The organism is Vibrio sp. 5S239, assembly GCF_041439575.1.
Lineage (GTDB): Bacteria > Pseudomonadota > Gammaproteobacteria > Enterobacterales > Vibrionaceae > Vibrio > Vibrio kanaloae.
In genome coordinates this window covers 36,372-52,145 of record NZ_JBGOOM010000025.1, presented here as the reverse complement: position 1 = coordinate 52,145, position 15,774 = coordinate 36,372, and the positions used below count along the sequence as shown (strand labels likewise).

The 15,774-nt window shown below is 44.5% G+C and carries 21 protein-coding genes; 13 read left to right on the top strand and 8 right to left on the bottom strand.

Translation table 11 applies throughout. The features are described 5' to 3' along the window. Positions 1–5: 5 nt before the first annotated feature. From ibaG to mlaF, 6 genes are all read right to left on the bottom strand, one after another. Entirely contained in the window at positions 6–260 is a 255-nt protein-coding gene (gene ibaG / locus ACED48_RS17010; RefSeq protein ID WP_017055315.1) for a BolA family iron metabolism protein IbaG, read from the bottom strand. 13 nt (positions 261–273) lie between these two features. After that, a complete protein-coding gene (locus ACED48_RS17005; protein WP_017055316.1) occupies positions 274–582 on the bottom strand; it encodes a lipid asymmetry maintenance protein MlaB in 309 nt (102 codons plus the stop codon). Next, entirely contained in the window at positions 582–1,205 is a 624-nt protein-coding gene (locus ACED48_RS17000; RefSeq protein WP_133154058.1) for a phospholipid-binding protein MlaC, read from the bottom strand. Before ACED48_RS17000 ends, ACED48_RS17005 begins: the two co-directional genes overlap by 1 nt. Before the next feature lie 76 nt (positions 1,206–1,281). Continuing rightward, positions 1,282–1,773, bottom strand: a complete 492-nt coding sequence (mlaD, locus tag ACED48_RS16995) for an outer membrane lipid asymmetry maintenance protein MlaD (protein WP_017055318.1) — start codon at positions 1,771–1,773, stop codon at positions 1,282–1,284. 2 nt (positions 1,774–1,775) lie between these two features. Next, on the bottom strand, positions 1,776–2,555 hold the full coding sequence (mlaE, locus tag ACED48_RS16990; RefSeq protein ID WP_017055319.1) for a lipid asymmetry maintenance ABC transporter permease subunit MlaE: 780 nt from the start codon (positions 2,553–2,555) through the stop codon (positions 1,776–1,778). Position 2,556: 1 nt separating this feature from the next. Then, a complete protein-coding gene (gene mlaF / locus ACED48_RS16985) occupies positions 2,557–3,351 on the bottom strand; it encodes a phospholipid ABC transporter ATP-binding protein MlaF (RefSeq protein WP_017055320.1) in 795 nt (264 codons plus the stop codon). Between the two features lie 265 nt (positions 3,352–3,616). On the opposite strand from mlaF, the gene ACED48_RS16980 reads away from it, so the two are divergent. The 12 genes from ACED48_RS16980 to mgtE all read left to right on the top strand — a co-directional run bounded on the left by ACED48_RS16980 (position 3,617) and on the right by mgtE (position 12,889). Further along, positions 3,617–4,582 (top strand): calcium/sodium antiporter, encoded by a 966-nt coding sequence (locus ACED48_RS16980; protein ID WP_017055322.1) that lies wholly within the window; start codon positions 3,617–3,619, stop codon positions 4,580–4,582. 34 nt (positions 4,583–4,616) lie between these two features. Beyond that, entirely contained in the window at positions 4,617–5,588 is a 972-nt protein-coding gene (gene kdsD / locus ACED48_RS16975; protein WP_017055323.1) for an arabinose-5-phosphate isomerase KdsD, read from the top strand. Next, complete coding sequence (kdsC, locus tag ACED48_RS16970; protein WP_017055324.1) at positions 5,588–6,145, top strand: 3-deoxy-manno-octulosonate-8-phosphatase KdsC; 558 nt, start codon at positions 5,588–5,590, stop codon at positions 6,143–6,145. The genes kdsD and kdsC overlap by 1 nt, the downstream gene beginning before the upstream one ends. After that, positions 6,142–6,705 carry an LPS export ABC transporter periplasmic protein LptC gene (gene lptC / locus ACED48_RS16965; RefSeq protein WP_017055325.1) on the top strand — a complete coding sequence of 188 codons (564 nt, stop codon included), beginning with the start codon at positions 6,142–6,144 and terminating at the stop codon, positions 6,703–6,705. The genes kdsC and lptC overlap by 4 nt, the downstream gene beginning before the upstream one ends. Next, on the top strand, positions 6,686–7,180 hold the full coding sequence (gene lptA, locus ACED48_RS16960; RefSeq protein ID WP_017055326.1) for a lipopolysaccharide transport periplasmic protein LptA: 495 nt from the start codon (positions 6,686–6,688) through the stop codon (positions 7,178–7,180). Before lptC ends, lptA begins: the two co-directional genes overlap by 20 nt. 2 nt (positions 7,181–7,182) lie before the next feature. After that, on the top strand, positions 7,183–7,908 hold the full coding sequence (gene lptB / locus ACED48_RS16955) for an LPS export ABC transporter ATP-binding protein (protein WP_004735304.1): 726 nt from the start codon (positions 7,183–7,185) through the stop codon (positions 7,906–7,908). A 54-nt stretch (positions 7,909–7,962) separates the two neighbouring features. Continuing rightward, positions 7,963–9,423 carry an RNA polymerase factor sigma-54 gene (locus tag ACED48_RS16950; RefSeq protein ID WP_017055327.1) on the top strand — a complete coding sequence of 487 codons (1,461 nt, stop codon included), beginning with the start codon at positions 7,963–7,965 and terminating at the stop codon, positions 9,421–9,423. A gap of 61 nt (positions 9,424–9,484) precedes the next feature. Further along, a complete protein-coding gene (hpf, locus tag ACED48_RS16945) occupies positions 9,485–9,772 on the top strand; it encodes a ribosome hibernation promoting factor (RefSeq protein ID WP_017055328.1) in 288 nt (95 codons plus the stop codon). Between the two features lies 1 nt (position 9,773). Continuing rightward, entirely contained in the window at positions 9,774–10,232 is a 459-nt protein-coding gene (gene ptsN / locus ACED48_RS16940) for a PTS IIA-like nitrogen regulatory protein PtsN (RefSeq protein WP_017055329.1), read from the top strand. A gap of 4 nt (positions 10,233–10,236) precedes the next feature. Beyond that, entirely contained in the window at positions 10,237–11,106 is an 870-nt protein-coding gene (gene rapZ, locus ACED48_RS16935; RefSeq protein WP_017055330.1) for an RNase adapter RapZ, read from the top strand. Between the two features lie 2 nt (positions 11,107–11,108). After that, positions 11,109–11,384 (top strand): HPr family phosphocarrier protein, encoded by a 276-nt coding sequence (locus tag ACED48_RS16930; protein ID WP_017055331.1) that lies wholly within the window; start codon positions 11,109–11,111, stop codon positions 11,382–11,384. A gap of 149 nt (positions 11,385–11,533) precedes the next feature. Continuing rightward, positions 11,534–12,889, top strand: coding sequence for a magnesium transporter (gene mgtE / locus ACED48_RS16925; protein WP_017055332.1), 1,356 nt, complete (start codon positions 11,534–11,536; stop codon positions 12,887–12,889). Positions 12,890–12,966: 77 nt separating this feature from the next. Here mgtE and pmbA read toward each other — a convergent pair whose 3' ends face one another. Continuing rightward, positions 12,967–14,310 carry a metalloprotease PmbA gene (pmbA, locus tag ACED48_RS16920; RefSeq protein WP_017055333.1) on the bottom strand — a complete coding sequence of 448 codons (1,344 nt, stop codon included), beginning with the start codon at positions 14,308–14,310 and terminating at the stop codon, positions 12,967–12,969. Positions 14,311–14,428: 118 nt separating this feature from the next. Here pmbA and yjgA point away from each other — a divergent pair, with 118 nt between their 5' ends. Beyond that, positions 14,429–14,953, top strand: coding sequence for a ribosome biogenesis factor YjgA (gene yjgA / locus ACED48_RS16915; RefSeq protein WP_010435062.1), 525 nt, complete (start codon positions 14,429–14,431; stop codon positions 14,951–14,953). A 109-nt stretch (positions 14,954–15,062) separates the two neighbouring features. Here yjgA and thiQ read toward each other — a convergent pair whose 3' ends face one another. Next, positions 15,063–15,767 (bottom strand): thiamine ABC transporter ATP-binding protein, encoded by a 705-nt coding sequence (thiQ, locus tag ACED48_RS16910; protein ID WP_017055334.1) that lies wholly within the window; start codon positions 15,765–15,767, stop codon positions 15,063–15,065. Positions 15,768–15,774: the final 7 nt, after the last annotated feature.

Genomic DNA, 15,774 nt, shown 5'->3' with positions numbered 1-15,774 from the left:
AAACCTTAAAGTGACATCAGTTTCTTATCACGTTCCCACTCTTCTGGCGTGAAAGCCTTAATAGAAAGAGCATGGATGTCATTGCGTTGAATGTATTCCATTAATGGGCCGTAGATTAGCTGCTGCTTCTTAACTCGATTCATGCCATCAAAACATGAATCAACCGCAACAACTTCGTAATGACTGCCTTCACCCTTCACGAAAATCTCCTGAAGGTTCAGTGCTTCTGCTAATAATTCTTGTACTTTTGTGCTGTCCACAAATAGCTCCTGCCTAATTTTTTGTGTGTTCTGCCATCATTGGCTGGATATTGCTCAATTGGAACAACGTTCGTAATTGTTCTGGCACGAAACTGAGCATTATATGACAGTTTTGATTTTTTGCATGCTCTAATAAGTGAATTAGCATCACCATTCCTGCTGAATCGACTCGATTTATATGGCTAAGGTCAATTTCAACGCTCGATTCCGTCGTTTGCCACTTTTCCAATATACGCCAGATTGCAGGAACACTGTCACGGTCCAAATCGCCATGAAGCTGATACTCTCTAGAACTTAGCGTTTGCCATTGAGAGTGATTCATTATTTGCTACTCTCAAAACGAATCGGTTGTGCAGCCAATTTATCTAATTCAGCAGCCACCTGTAAGATACCTTCTTGACGAATCTTAGTATTCCACTCTGACTGCTTACTGGATAGTAAGCTAATACCTTCAGCAACCATATCAAATGCCTTCCACTCGCCCGATTTCTTGTCTTTGCGTAGCTTAAATTCAAGCTTAATATTTGGTCGTGGTGTATCAATAATATCGACTTTGATACTTGTAATACGGCTATCCGCTTTGATTTTGGGTTCTGGACCAAATTCAATCGTTTGATCTGTGTATTGGGTTAGCACCTGAGCATAAGAAGAAACGAGATATTTACGGAATGAATCGATAAATACAAACACATCTTTTCTATCCGCACCTTTCAAATTAGGCCCGAGTAGTTTAAGCGCCGCATATTGAGCATTCACATAGGGCATTAACTCTTCTTCCACAATGACCTTCAATAATTCAGGATCTTGTTGGATATTTTTTTGTTCACTCTTTAAGCGAGCAAAAGCAACTTCAGCGACCTGTTTCATCATTTGGTAAGGCTGGGTGCGGTCGATAGGCTCGGCCGCCAAAACCTGAGTCGATATCAGCAAAGTAACCATTGTCATAAACCATCTTTTCAAGATGGTAGTCGCTTTAAGCATGTTATAGACCTTCAACAGAATACTGTTTTTTAACATGAGACTACTCCTCAGCTTCGTTTTCATCAGAGCCACCAACGCTATACAGCACTTGGCCAATCAAGTCTTCTAACACTAACGCAGACTTAGTGTCTTCGATGGAATCACCATCAACCAACATCTCTTCGTCGTCAAAAACAAATCCTGGAACCAGACTAATGTACTGCTCACCGATTAAGCCAGACGTTAAGATTTGAGCACTCGAGGTATCTGGAAATTGTGAGTACTTCGCATCAATAGATAATTCAACCATAGGGAGATAGCTTTCAGTATCAAGTTGAATACTTTGCACTCGGCCAACAACCACGCCACCCACTTTCACCGGAGAGCGAACCTTTAGGCTACCAATATTGTCAAATGTCGCTTTCAGGTTATAAGTATGATTCGAACCTATGCCTTTTACGTCAGCGACTTGAAAGATCATGATTAAGATTGCGCAAATTCCGGCAATAACAAAGGTGCCGACCCATAATTCTAATTTTCGAGTTTGTTGCATGATTAATTCCCAAACATCAATGCGGTAAGAACAAAATCTAGCCCTAATACCGCTAGAGAAGAGTGCACTACAGTGCGTGTGGTAGCCTGACTAATACCTTCAGAGGTCGGTACTGCATCATAACCATTGAAAAGTGCGATCCAAGTTACGGTGATCGCGAAGACCATACATTTGATCATGCTGTTACCTATATCTCGGCCAAATTCAACTGAAGACTGCATCGCAGACCAGAAACTGCCGTGATCAATGCCTTTCCAATCAACACCAACCAACTGAGCACCCCAAATCCCGATCGCCATGAAGATCATAGCGAGCAGTGGCATTGAGATAAGCCCCGCCCAAAGACGCGGCGCAATAATGCGTTTGATAGGATCGACAGCCATCATCTCAAGGCTTGAGATCTGCTCCGTAGCCTTCATTAGGCCAATCTCAGCCGTTAACGCCGAACCTGCGCGACCTGCAAACAGTAGTGCCGTCACCACAGGGCCAAGCTCACGCAACAATGAAAGCGCAACCATTTGACCAAGGTTGCCCTCAGCGCCGTAATCAATTAACACGACATAGCCCTGCAGGCTAAGTACCATGCCAATAAACAACCCCGAAACTAAAATGATAGCTAATGACTGAACACCAACGCTATAAAGTTGCTTAACTAATAAAGGGAAGTTTTTTAGTCTCGGAATGCCAAACAAAGCCCCAAACAGCATTAGACTTGCTCGACCAAATGACTCACAGATCGCAAGTGTTCGCTTACCGACACCCGCAATAGTTTTAACAATCATATTAAAACAAATCCTCTTCTAGGCTCTTTGCTGGGAATCTAAATGGCACAGGGCCATCCGACTCGCCTTGCAAAAATTGTTGCACTCGTGGATCGCTGTTGCTGTACAGATCTTCAGGTGAACCCGCTGCAATGATTTTCCCATCAGCCATCAGATAAACCCAATCGGCAATGCTCATCACTTCAGGAACATCATGCGACACAATGACAGAGGTTAAACCCAAGGCTTGGTTAAGATTATGGATGAGTTCGACCAACACGCCCATGGTGATAGGGTCTTGGCCAACAAAAGGCTCATCATACATAATAAGTTCCGGATCCAACGCAATTGCACGAGCCAACGCCGCTCGTCTCGCCATACCGCCAGACAACTCACTCGGCATTAATTGTGCAGCCCCTCGTAACCCTACTGCTTCAAGCTTAAGCAATACGATGGTACGAATAAACTTCTCATTGAGTTCGGTATGTTCCCTTAATGGAAAAGCCACATTATCAAAAACATTGAGATCCGTAAAAAGTGCACCAGACTGAAAAAGCATGCTCATTTTTTTACGGGCCTGATATAGCTTTCGGCGTGATAATGCAGGGATATTATCCCCATCAAACCAGACTTCACCTTCATCTGGCGGCAATTGGCCACCAATCAAACGCAGCAAGGTCGTTTTTCCAATCCCAGATGGTCCCATGATCGCAGTAATCTTTCCTCGAGGCACCTCCAAGCTAATATCATCAAAGATAAGTCGCTCTCCTCGAGAGAAGCTAAGGTTCTTAACTTTCACAAGCTCAGTGTTCAACATATTTTTGTTGTTTCCTTGCTTTAAAAAACGCCAATTATGGCTGCAATAATAATGAGTCTACTTTAGAATTAAAAGCACTGTTCAATTAATTCATATTAAACATGAATCTATGCATGGATTTGAAAGCATTAGAAAATTATCTATTCAGCTCTTTTTCTTACCGACTAACTAGTAATTAATTTGCCGAGTGACTTCCCTTTTATCTAGCAACAGGTCAAAATTAGCGGTTAATTCTTCGTTTTTATTAATTTTTTTAGGAATCATCATGCTTGAAGCGATTGCGTTTCTTATTATCGGTCTAGGTTTTTTGGTGTGGAGCGCAGATAAGCTGGTCTACGGCGCCGCGGCTCTTGCTCGCAACTTCGGTATCTCACCACTAGTTATCGGTATGACGATCTTAGCAATGGGTTCTTCAGCTCCTGAAATGATGGTTTCTGCGACAGCAGCCCTTGACGGCAAAACAGATACAGCCGTAGGTAACGTTATCGGCTCAAATATCGCAAACATCGCCCTGATTTTAGGTATTACTGCGCTTATCAAGCCGTTATCGATTAGCTCTGGCGTCATTCGCCGTGAACTACCATTAATGATTGGTGTCACTTTATTAGCAGGCGCACTCCTCTGGGATAACCATTTAGGTTTCTATGAAGGCGTATTACTGTTTGTACTTTTTGCCGCGTTCTTGTTTGCCATGCTGCAAATCAGCCGCAGTGAGAAGAAAAACGGCGATGCCTTCCTGGATGAACAAGAATCCGAGATTCCTCAAGGTGTAAGTAATCCTAAAGCCGCGATGTGGGTCGTGATTGGTTTGATCATTCTGCCTTTGGCCGCCGACATGCTGGTTGATAACGCGGTGATCATCGCGAAATATTTCGGCATGAGTGATCTAGTGATTGGTTTAACCATCATTGCCGTTGGTACTAGTTTACCTGAACTTGCAGCGTCGCTTGCTGGTGTGATGAAAGGTGAAGATGATATGGCCGTTGGTAACCTCATCGGTTCAAACGTATTCAACATCCTTGCGGTAATGGGGATCCCGGGCATCCTAAACCCTTCAATCTTGAGCGAGTTCGCTATGGGGCGTGACTTCTGGGTAATGCTAGGCGTCTCGCTATTGCTTGTAGTCATGGCACTAGGGAAGTCTCGTAGCGTGAATCGTATTGAAGGCGGTGTGTTAATCGTGACGTTCGTGGCCTATCAAAGTTACCTACTAATGAATATGTCGGCTTAATTGTTAATTTAACTTCTCGTACTTGGAGTATTTGATGTCTCAGCCATTTGATTACCGCAGTGTTGCAAAACAAGTTTTGGACACCGAAGTTGCAGGTCTCACCCAATTAGACCAATATTTTAATGATGATTTTTGCAAGGCTTGCGACCTTATCCTGAACAACAAAGGCAAAGTCGTTGTGATGGGCATGGGGAAATCAGGTCACATTGGCAACAAAATCGCAGCCACATTAGCAAGTACCGGGACATCGGCTTTCTTTGTACACCCAGGAGAAGCAGCGCATGGCGACTTGGGTATGATCGAACCTGGCGATATTGTGATTGCAATATCCAACTCAGGTGAATCGGGAGAAATCCTCAGCCTATTCCCTGTATTGAAGCGTCTGAACATCAAGATCATCAGCATGACAGGTAAGCCAGCATCGAACATGGCGACCTTGTCCGATATTCATTTACAAATTTCAGTACCGGAAGAAGCGTGCCCACTGGGCTTAGCACCAACCACCAGTACCACGGCGACTTTGGTAATGGGTGATGCGTTAGCCGTTGCACTTTTGCAGGCTCGAGGATTCACCGCTCAAGATTTTGCACTGTCTCACCCTGGTGGCGCTTTAGGTCGTCAACTGCTGTTAAAACTGGACGACATCATGCACACAGGTGACGCACTTCCTGTTGTAGCACCTGATGCACTAGTTCGAGATGCTCTGTTAGAGATATCTCAGAAAGGCTTAGGCATGACAGCAATCGTTGGTGAAGATGGCCAAATGGCCGGTATTTTTACCGACGGTGATTTACGCCGTATCTTAGACAAACGCGTTGATATCCATAACACTCAGATCGGCGATGTGATGACACTTAACCCAACGGTAGCAGAACCAAACATGCTTGCGGTAGAGGGGTTAAACTTGATGCAAGCTAAAAGCATCAATGGCCTGATGTTGTGCCAAGAAGGTAAATTAGTTGGAGCGTTAAACATGCATGACTTACTGAAAGCAGGAGTAATGTAATGACACAGACAGTCGAAACTCTATACGGTACTGTTAACTCAGATGTATTTGCAATCGCAAAAGAGATCAAGCTGCTAATTTGCGATGTAGACGGCGTATTTTCTGATGGTCGTATCTACATGGGCAACAACGGTGAAGAGCTGAAAACCTTCCACACTCGTGACGGTTACGGCATAAAATCACTGATGAACGCTGGCATTGAAATCGCGATCATCACTGGTCGAAAATCTCAAATTGTTGAGAATCGTATGACCGCCCTAGGCATTAAGCTGATTTATCAAGGTCAAGACGATAAAGTGAAGGCATACCAAGATATTTGCGATAAGCTTTCTGTAAATCCTAAAAATACAGGTTACATCGGAGACGATCTGATTGACTGGCCTGTAATGGAAAAAGTCGGCTTGAAGGCCTGTGTGGCAGATGGTCACCCGTTACTTGCAAAGCGCGCAAACTACGTGACAACTATTAAAGGCGGGCATGGCGCAGTACGTGAAGTCTGCGACCTTATTTTACAAGCAAGAAATGAACTCGACGTGCATAAAGGTTTAAGCATATGAGTTTTACTCGTATTATCTATTTAATACTCATATTTATTGCTTCTTGGTCGACCTATTACCTGTACGACAAAGAGCAAACATCGACGATACAAGTAGCTCCAAATTTGGAGTTGCCCGCGTTTAGTGGCAAAAGTCTAAACAACATTAGCTATGACCAATCAGGTATTCGTAGCTATCAGGTTGAATCGACCTATTTAGAGCACTACTCAGTGGTGGGCGACACGCACTTTCAAAATCCAGTTCTTTCGGTATTCCGTGAAGGGCACACGATTGAATGGCAAGTTACCGCCGATCGCGCGATTATGGATGAGAATCAAGTTGTCACTTTTTATGACAACGTCGTGGCAAAGAACCTGTTGCCAGAAGCCAGCTTCGATACAATGACCACAGACAAAATGGTTGTTGAGCTGCCTAGCCGAGATTTTTATTCAGATACTCCGGTCCATATGATCGGTACATTTTTTGAAACTGAGGGGCAAGCAATGAAGGGTAACTTCGGTACCAACAATGCAACCCTCTTTAATTCTGTTCAAGGTAGATATGAAACTCTTACACCTTAGTTTATTCGCTTTGACCCTTGCGGCGCCTAATGTCTATGCCCTGTCTTCGGATAGCGAGCAGCCTGTCTACATTGACTCAGACAGCCAGCAATTGGATATGAAAAGTAACCAAGTGACGTTCCTTGGTGATGTGAACCTTAAGCAAGGTAGCATCAATATCAATGCCGATAAGATCATCGTTACTCGTAACGCAGTAAATGGTGAGATTGAAGAGATTCAAGGCTTCGGTAAGCCAGCAACCTTCTCTCAGCTTACTGACGACGGGAAGACACTCTACGGTGAAGCTGACGATTTACATTACCAGCTTGTTGCTGACCGACTGATCATGACCAAGAATGCAATGCTATCTCAAGATGGCAGCATCATTCGTGGTTCTAAGATCACTTACCAGATCGGCTCTCAGAAATTAGTCGCTGACAGTGGTGAGAACAAACGTGTGTCAACGGTTTTACAACCAACGGAAGTGAATAAGTAACGATGGCTGTCTTAAAAGCAAAAAACCTAGCGAAAACCTACAGTAAACGTAAGGTGGTAACCGACGTAAGCTTGCAGGTAGAGTCAGGCCAGATCGTCGGCCTGCTTGGACCGAACGGTGCAGGTAAAACCACGTCTTTCTATATGATAGTTGGTCTGGTTGCGCGTGATGAAGGCACCATCAGCATTGATGACCGAGACATCAGTATCTTACCAATGCACAGTCGATCTCGCCTTGGTATCGGATACCTACCTCAAGAAGCGTCGATTTTCCGCAAGTTGTCTGTAGAGAACAACATCATGGCGGTTTTACAAACCCGTGATGAGATGACCAACGAACAACGCCAAGATAAACTGGAAGACCTGCTAGAAGAGTTCCACATCCAACATATCCGCACCAGCAATGGTATGGCTCTGTCAGGTGGTGAGCGTCGTCGTGTTGAGATTGCTCGCGCACTAGCAGCAAACCCGCAGTTCATTCTATTGGATGAACCGTTCGCTGGCGTTGACCCGATCTCAGTAATCGATATCAAAAAAATCATTGTTCACCTGCGCGATCGCGGCTTGGGCGTTTTGATTACGGACCACAACGTTCGTGAAACATTAGACGTGTGTGAAAAAGCTTACATCGTAAGCCAAGGACACCTGATTGCTGAAGGTACTCCTGAAGATGTTCTCAATAACGAGCAAGTTAAACAAGTTTATCTAGGCGAACAATTCCGTCTATGATTAGATAGAGAGTATCGAGAATTCTAAGAATAATAACTAGGTAAGTCACACTGAATGAAACCCTCATTACAACTTAAGCTAGGCCAACAGTTAGCAATGACCCCTCAATTGCAGCAAGCGATTCGTTTGTTGCAATTGTCTACTTTAGATTTGCAACAAGAGATCCAAGAAGCACTTGAATCTAACCCACTACTCGATGTCGAAGAAGGCAATGAAGATACGCCGATATCGGAAGAAAAACCTAGCAGTGACGAGAAAGAAACAGTTGAAGCCACAGAGCAAGACTTACCTGATAGCTCTGATTTAATCGAAAAATCAGAGATTGGCAACGAACTCGAAATCGACACAACTTGGGAAGATGTCTACAGCGCAAATACTGGTAATACTGGTATTGCTATTGATGACGACATGCCCGTTTATCAAGGCGAAACCACACAAAGCTTGCACGACTATCTACTTTGGCAACTCGGCCTAACCCCCTTCACTGACACTGACCGAAGTATCGCCTTCGCGCTGATCGATGCCATTGATGATTATGGCTACCTCACTGTTTCTTGTGAAGATATCCTTGAAAACTTTGATAACGAAGAGATCGAGCTTGATGAGATCGAAGCCGTTCGCAAACGAATTCAGCAATTTGATCCATTAGGCGTTGGTTCCGTGAACCTGCAAGATTGCTTGTTACTGCAACTCGCGACCTTCCCTCAAGATACCCCTTGGCTTAATGAAGCTAAGTTAGTACTTACTAGCCATATCGATCAACTAGGTAATCGTGACTATAAACTTGTCATAAAAGAAACCAAGTTGAAGGAAGCAGAACTGCGTGAGGTTATGCAACTCATTCAGCAGTTGGACCCTCGCCCTGGCAGCAAAATTACACCGGATGAAACTGAATATGTGGTTCCTGATGTTTCAGTTTTCAAAGAGCTCGGTAAATGGATAGTCACCATAAACCCTGATAGCGTGCCTAAGCTTAAGGTAAATCAACAATACGCAGCTCTTGGTAGCAAAGGCAACAGCGCCGACAATCAGTACATTCGATCGAATTTGCAAGAAGCAAAGTGGCTAATTAAAAGCCTAGAAAGCCGAAATGAGACGTTACTCAAAGTTGCGAGATGCATTGTTGAACATCAGCGCGATTTCTTCGAACATGGCGAAGAGTCAATGAAGCCAATGGTCCTAAACGATGTTGCGTTAGCTGTTGAGATGCATGAATCCACAATATCCCGTGTGACGACTCAAAAGTTCATGCATACACCACGCGGCATCTTTGAGCTCAAATACTTTTTCTCGAGCCATGTTAGCACCGACAATGGTGGTGAGTGTTCATCTACAGCAATTCGTGCGCTCATTAAGAAGCTGGTCGCGGCGGAAAATACCGCGAAACCTCTCAGTGATAGTAAAATTGCTGCTTTGCTGGCTGATCAAGGAATTCAGGTAGCTCGACGTACCATAGCGAAATACCGTGAGTCTCTGGGTATTGCCCCATCAAGTCAGCGTAAACGCCTGCTGTAAAATAATTTAACTAACTATTTAATTTAGTTATAGCCAGGCAACCAACTGAAAAGGAAAGTCTATGCAAATCAATATTCAAGGCCATCACGTTGATCTTACCGATTCAATGCAAGACTATGTTCACACTAAATTAGACAAACTTGAGCGTTTTTTTGATCATATCAATAGCGTCCAGGTTGTATTACGAGTTGAGAAAGTTGATCAAATAGCAGAAGCGACTCTTCATGTTAATCAAGGAGAAATCCATGCAACAGCAACAGATGAAAATATGTATGCTGCGATTGATTCATTAGTTGATAAACTAGTCCGTCAACTCAACAAGCACAAAGAAAAGCTAAGTAGCCACTAACATGCAATTAAGCGAAGTACTTTCATTGGACTGCACTAAAAGTGCTGTCCAATGCACGAGCAAAAAAAGAGCCCTTGAACTCATCAGCCAGATTGCAGCAGAAAGCTGCGGTCAAGATTCAACAGAACTGTTTGAGTGCATGTTGAGCCGTGAAAAAATGGGCAGTACTGGTATTGGTAATGGTATCGCTATTCCTCATGCTCGTATGAGTGTCAGTGATAAAGCGATCGCAGTGCTGCTGCAATGCCAAGCTCCAATCGAATTTGACGCTATTGACAACCGCCCTGTCGACCTATTATTTGCTCTTCTTGTCCCTAGCGAACAGTGTAAGGAACACCTAAAAACCCTTTCTTGCATGGCAGAGCGCCTTAACGACAAGCAGACTCTTAAACAATTGCGTAATGCTCAAAGCGATCAAGAGCTTTATGACATCATGATTCAAGTACCATCTGGCGAGTAATAATATGCGACTCATCGTTGTAAGTGGCCAATCGGGGGCCGGTAAAAGTGTTGCGCTACGAGTCCTCGAAGACTTGGGGTATTACTGTGTCGATAACCTACCAGTAAATCTACTCAACGACTTCGTCAAATCCGTCAGTGAGATCAATCAAAACGTTGCCGTTAGTATTGATATTCGTAACCTACCGAAAGAGCCTCAATTAGTCACAGATACACTAGAACAACTAAAATCTGCCACTGATATTGACGTGAACGTTTTGTTCCTAGATGCGAGTAAGCAAACACTGCTTAAACGCTATAGCGAAACACGTAGAATTCACCCTCTATCTATTGGTCAAGAAAAGCTATCACTTGAGCAAGCTGTCGATTTAGAGAAAACACTCTTGGCTCCCCTTGCAGAGCAAGCCAGCATTGTAATTGACAGCAGTGAATGCAACCTTTACGAATTGAGTGAAAAGGTTCGCTTTAAAGTGGAAGGCAAAGAGAAGCAAGAGCTGATTATTGTCTTTCAATCGTTCGGTTTTAAGTTTGGCTTACCAAGTGACGCTGACTATGTGTTTGATGTTCGCTTCTTGCCAAACCCTCACTGGGAGCCAGACCTACGACCATTAACCGGTCTTGATGCTCCGATTCACTCTTTTCTAGAAAAACACCCCGAAGTTATTGAACTCAAGCAACAGATCCAAGGCTTTGTTGAGCAGTGGTTACCAATGTTAGAGAAGAATAATCGTAGCTACCTAACGGTCGCGATTGGCTGCACTGGCGGTAAACACCGCTCAGTTTATCTGACACAAAAAATTGGTGAGTACTTCGAACAACTTGGCCATCAAGTACAAATCAGACACGCCTCCCTAGAGAAGCACCAACAGGGCTAACCATGGAATTAACTCGAACTGTACTGATCCAAAACCGTTTGGGTCTTCACGCTAGAGCAGCCGTAAAGTTGGTTGAACTTGCACAAAGCTTTGATGCCACCATTACTATTCATAGCGAAGACGATAAGATCGCGACGGCAGACAGCGTTATGGGACTATTGATGCTGGAATCAGCACAAGGGCAACACATCACAATTCAAGCCATAGGCAGCGATTCACAGCAGGCGCTTGATGCCGTCTGTCACCTCATTGAAGATAAGTTTGATGAAGGTGAATAAGAGAAAAAGCGTTACTCACAACGCCTAAGACTTAAATAAATAGCCAACCAATATTAAATATTAATTCTACCTAAGTTAATGATTTAAATAAGCCCTAGAATTAAGTTACTATTCTAAATATTGTTAGAATAATGAGATAGGAGGAACATATGGCAGAGCAATTAGAATTTGACCAAGCTCACCAAACCCTCCAAGAAGTCAGCGAAGCCCTAGAAAATGGGCGATTTGTTCACGTACGCCGACAACTTCAGGACATGGAGCCTGAAGATATTGCACACCTTTTAGAAGCCTCCCCTCGCAAAAGTCGTGATGTACTCTGGCAACTCACCGATCCTGAAGACTTCGGTGAAATTCTTGATGAATTAAACGAAGACGTCAAAGATGCTCTTGTGTCAAAAATGGCACCAGAAACGTTGGCAGAAGCAACCGAAGGCATGGAGACCGATGACGTCGCGTACGTACTTCGAAGCCTACCCGACGATGTTTCTCGCGAAGTCCTTTCTCAGATGGACTCCGTTGACCGTGCTTTGGTTGAGACAGCACTATCATACCCAGAAAATTCTGCGGGTGCGTTAATGAATACCGACGTGATCACGATTCGTGGTGACGTCGATGTTGATGTTGTTTTGCGTTATCTACGTATGCGTGGTGAACTTCCGGACGCTACCGATACTTTATATGTCATCGATGAAGAAGAGCGTTTGATTGGTAACTTATCATTAACGACCCTGATCACAACACAACCGGATGTTGCAGTCTCTGAGGTGATGGAAGATGCAGACGAAGCTATCGCCGTTGAAACCAGCGCTTCCGATATTGCGAGCCTGTTTGAACGTCGTAACTGGGTTTCTGCCCCTGTAGTCGATAGTAACCAGCACCTTGTGGGTCGTATCACCATCGATGACGTGGTTGATGTCATCCGTGAAGATGCTGAACACTCAATGATGAGTATGGCGGGTATGGACGATGACGAAGATACCTTCGCACCGGTCGTAAAATCCGCTCGTCGTCGTAGCGTCTGGCTTGGGGCCAACGTACTTGCAGCACTGGCAGCGGCTTCAGTATCGAACATGTTTGAAGCAACGCTCGACCAAATGGCCGCAATTGCCGTACTGATGACTATCGTGCCTTCAATGGGCGGGGTTGCCGGTAACCAAACCGTTGCGTTGGTGATTCGTGGTTTAGCGCTCGGTCATATTGGTGATAGTAACAAGCGTGAATTGCTACTTAAAGAAGCGGCTATCGGTTTCCTAAACGGCATTTTATGGGCCGTTATCATTGGTGGTATCGTAGTAGCCTGGAAGGGTAACTGGATACTGGGAGGCATCATCTCCGCAGCGATGATGACCAACTTACTTGTCGCTGGTATTGCCGGTGTAACCATCCCGGTAATGTTGAAGAAAATGAACATCGATCCTGCATTGGCAGGTGGTATGGCACTCACCACAGTAACGGATGTTATTGGCCTATCGGTATTCTTAGGCTTAGCGACCATACTGATCTAGCTTGATTACCTACTCGGTAAATACAAAAAGGGAGCCATCGGCTCCCTTTTTGTATTCATCCAATAGCGTTAATTAAATTACTCGCCTGCGACTTTCATCGACTCAAGCAAGATAGAACCCGTTTGAATCTGTGAACGCGTTTCAACATCGTTACCGACTGCCACGATCTGATTAAACATGTCTTTTAGATTACCTGCAATCGTCACTTCCGATACTGGGTATTGGATCTCTCCGTTCTCAACCCAGAAACCTGCAGCACCACGAGAGTAATCACCTGTCACTGTGTTTACGCCTTGTCCCATTACTTCAGTAACAAGGAAACCTGTGCCCAATTCTTTCAGCATCTGCTCAAAGTTTTGACCGGTCGATTTAACGAACCAGTTATGAATACCACCAGCATGGCCGGTTGGTGTCATATCCATCTTACGCGCGGCATAGCTCGTTAGTAGGTAAGTTGCTAACACACCATCAGTGATGATTTCACGATCTTGAGTGTATACACCTTCACTGTCGAACGGGCTTGAAGCCAAACCTCGTAAGATATGTGGACGTTCAGAGATATTGAACCAATCTGGCAAAATTTTCTGACCTAGATGATCCAGTAAGAACGACGACTTACGGTAAAGGTTGCCGCCACTGATCGCCATCACAAGGTGACCAATTAGACCTGTGGCAACATCGTTAGCGAACATAATTGGGTATTGGCCTGTTGATAGCTTTTTCGCATCCAAACGGCTGATAGTCTTTTCAGCAGCCTCTTGACCTACACGCTCAGGCGTCCACAGCTCGTCACGGTGACGAGCAACGGTATAGCTGTAGTCGCGTTCCATTTCACCGTTAGTGCCTTGTCCAATCACACAGCAACTCGTGCTATGGCGGCTTGAAGCGTAGCTCGCTAGTAAGCCATGGCTGTTACCGTACACTTTAACGCCGTAATGGCTGTCGTAGCTCGCGCCATCACTTTGTTTGATCTTGTCGCTATAAGCTAGCGCTTGCTTCTCAGCAGCAATCGCAATCTCAGCGGCATAGTCAGGGTTTGGTTCATCAGGGTGGAAAAGATCCAAATCTGGAATGTCTTTTACCATGTACTCTTTTGCCGCAGGACCTGAAAATGGGTCTTCAGACGTGTACTGAGCGATATCAAGCGCAGCCGCTACCGTTTGAGCAATCGCCTTTTCACTTAGATCGGATGTAGATGCGCTGCCTTTTTTCTGGCCACGGTAAACAGTAATACCTAGCGCACCATCACTATTAAATTCAACGTTTTCCACTTCACACATACGTGTTGAAACACTTAAACCCGTTGACTTAGTAATAGCAACTTCAGCGGCGTCGGCACTCACAGAGGCCATGTCCAATGCTTTTGCTACTGCGGCTTCTAGCTCAACTCTTTGCTGAGCGACTTGCTGTTTTACATCCATATCTATTCTAATTTTGTAGGTCAATATTACGTAGGATAACAAGAATTTCGCTTTCTCCCCAAGATTCTTGCTAAAATAGGCAATATATTCGTTTGAGATAGTGACATAGGCAGAAAAGATGGCTCGCAAAAACCAAAAAGCCCCATGGGAACCAGAAGAAGAAATCATCTGGGTAAGTAAGACAGAAATGAAAACCGACATGGATGCCCTGCAAAAGCTGGGAGAAGAGCTTGTTGGTTTAAAGCCTTCTGTATTAGACAAGTTTCCTCTGTCTGAAGATTTGGCACAAGCGATAAAAGATGCACAACGCTTTAAAAATGAAGCGAAGCGTCGTCAACTTCAATACATTGGTAAAGTAATGCGTAGTGTCGATCCTGAGCCAATTCAAGCGGCTTTGGATAAAGTACGTAACAAGCACTCACAAGCAACCGCTGAGCTACATAAGCTTGAGCAATTGCGTGACCGTGTTGTAGCTGAAGGCGATACTGCCATTTCAGACGTTATGGAGATGTACCCTGAAGCAGACCGTCAACGTCTTCGTCAGCTAGCGCGTCAAGCTAACAAAGAAAAATCAGCGAACAAGCCAGCCAAAGCTTCTCGTGAAATTTTTCAAATCTTAAAAGAGCTAAAGCTAGGCGACTAATCCTCGTCTCGCTTTACTTATAAAGATAATAAAAGACCTAGCGCATGCTAGGTCTTTTTGCTTTCTACGTACTCAATATCAAGAGATATTAAACAGGATTGGTGAATCGTCACTCACCCGCTTTAACAAACGATCTTAGCTCTTGCTGTGGATGGTCAGCCGTCAGTGTCTCTATCAAATCTTCAACCAACACCTTACCTAGCGCCACAAACACAAACTTATTGGCGATACTACGTGCGTCACCTAAATGGTGAGTCACCATCAAAACCGTAATATTGCGCTCTGCTGCTAATCGTCTCACTAAGCTCAACATCTCTTCACGAAGCAAAGGGTCAAGCGCCGAAAAAGGTTCATCAAGCAGCCAAATGTCGTGTGGTTGAACAAAACAACGCGCCAGTGCGACACGCTGACGTTGGCCGCCAGATAAATGTTCAGGCAGCCTATCTAAATACTCTGCAACACCTACTTGTGCAGCGGCTTGCTCAACATCGAGCTTTTGGGTTGCGGTAAGCTTTAACCCCGGATGTAAGCCTAAGCCAATATTTTCACGCACCGTGAGGTGAGCAAATAGATTGTGTTCTTGGAACAACATCGCCAATGGACGCTGATGCGCTTCTTTGCCAATCAGCGATTGTCCTGCTACCGATATCTCACCCGATGTCGGCTCAATAAACCCAGCAACCAATGCGAGTAGCGTTGATTTACCCGCACCACTAGGCCCCATCAAAGCAACAATATCACCCTGTTCTGCTTGGAAATCAAAACTAAACAACTCTTGGTGATAGTGGTAATCCACCTCTTTCATCACTAACATCATCGGT

Bases quoted from the DNA above. Each gene is read 5' to 3' on its own strand.
- lptA (WP_017055326.1), top strand. From the start codon at position 6,686: ATGAAACTCTTACACCTTAGTTTATTCGCTTTGACCCTTGCGGCGCCT.
- mlaE (WP_017055319.1), bottom strand. From the start codon at position 2,555: ATGATTGTTAAAACTATTGCGGGTGTCGGTAAGCGAACACTTGCGATC.
- kdsD (WP_017055323.1), top strand. From the start codon at position 4,617: ATGTCTCAGCCATTTGATTACCGCAGTGTTGCAAAACAAGTTTTGGAC.
- kdsC (WP_017055324.1), top strand. From the start codon at position 5,588: ATGACACAGACAGTCGAAACTCTATACGGTACTGTTAACTCAGATGTA.
- rapZ (WP_017055330.1), top strand. From the start codon at position 10,237: ATGCGACTCATCGTTGTAAGTGGCCAATCGGGGGCCGGTAAAAGTGTT.
- ACED48_RS17005 (WP_017055316.1), bottom strand. From the start codon at position 582: ATGAATCACTCTCAATGGCAAACGCTAAGTTCTAGAGAGTATCAGCTT.
- mgtE (WP_017055332.1), top strand. From the start codon at position 11,534: ATGGCAGAGCAATTAGAATTTGACCAAGCTCACCAAACCCTCCAAGAA.
- ACED48_RS16930 (WP_017055331.1), top strand. From the start codon at position 11,109: ATGGAATTAACTCGAACTGTACTGATCCAAAACCGTTTGGGTCTTCAC.
- ACED48_RS16950 (WP_017055327.1), top strand. From the start codon at position 7,963: ATGAAACCCTCATTACAACTTAAGCTAGGCCAACAGTTAGCAATGACC.
- mlaF (WP_017055320.1), bottom strand. From the start codon at position 3,351: ATGTTGAACACTGAGCTTGTGAAAGTTAAGAACCTTAGCTTCTCTCGA.
- ACED48_RS16980 (WP_017055322.1), top strand. From the start codon at position 3,617: ATGCTTGAAGCGATTGCGTTTCTTATTATCGGTCTAGGTTTTTTGGTG.
- ptsN (WP_017055329.1), top strand. From the start codon at position 9,774: ATGCAATTAAGCGAAGTACTTTCATTGGACTGCACTAAAAGTGCTGTC.
- thiQ (WP_017055334.1), bottom strand. From the start codon at position 15,767: ATGTTAGTGATGAAAGAGGTGGATTACCACTATCACCAAGAGTTGTTT.
- mlaD (WP_017055318.1), bottom strand. From the start codon at position 1,773: ATGCAACAAACTCGAAAATTAGAATTATGGGTCGGCACCTTTGTTATT.
- lptC (WP_017055325.1), top strand. From the start codon at position 6,142: ATGAGTTTTACTCGTATTATCTATTTAATACTCATATTTATTGCTTCT.
- yjgA (WP_010435062.1), top strand. From the start codon at position 14,429: ATGGCTCGCAAAAACCAAAAAGCCCCATGGGAACCAGAAGAAGAAATC.
- ACED48_RS17000 (WP_133154058.1), bottom strand. From the start codon at position 1,205: ATGACAATGGTTACTTTGCTGATATCGACTCAGGTTTTGGCGGCCGAG.
- pmbA (WP_017055333.1), bottom strand. From the start codon at position 14,310: ATGGATGTAAAACAGCAAGTCGCTCAGCAAAGAGTTGAGCTAGAAGCC.
- lptB (WP_004735304.1), top strand. From the start codon at position 7,183: ATGGCTGTCTTAAAAGCAAAAAACCTAGCGAAAACCTACAGTAAACGT.
- hpf (WP_017055328.1), top strand. From the start codon at position 9,485: ATGCAAATCAATATTCAAGGCCATCACGTTGATCTTACCGATTCAATG.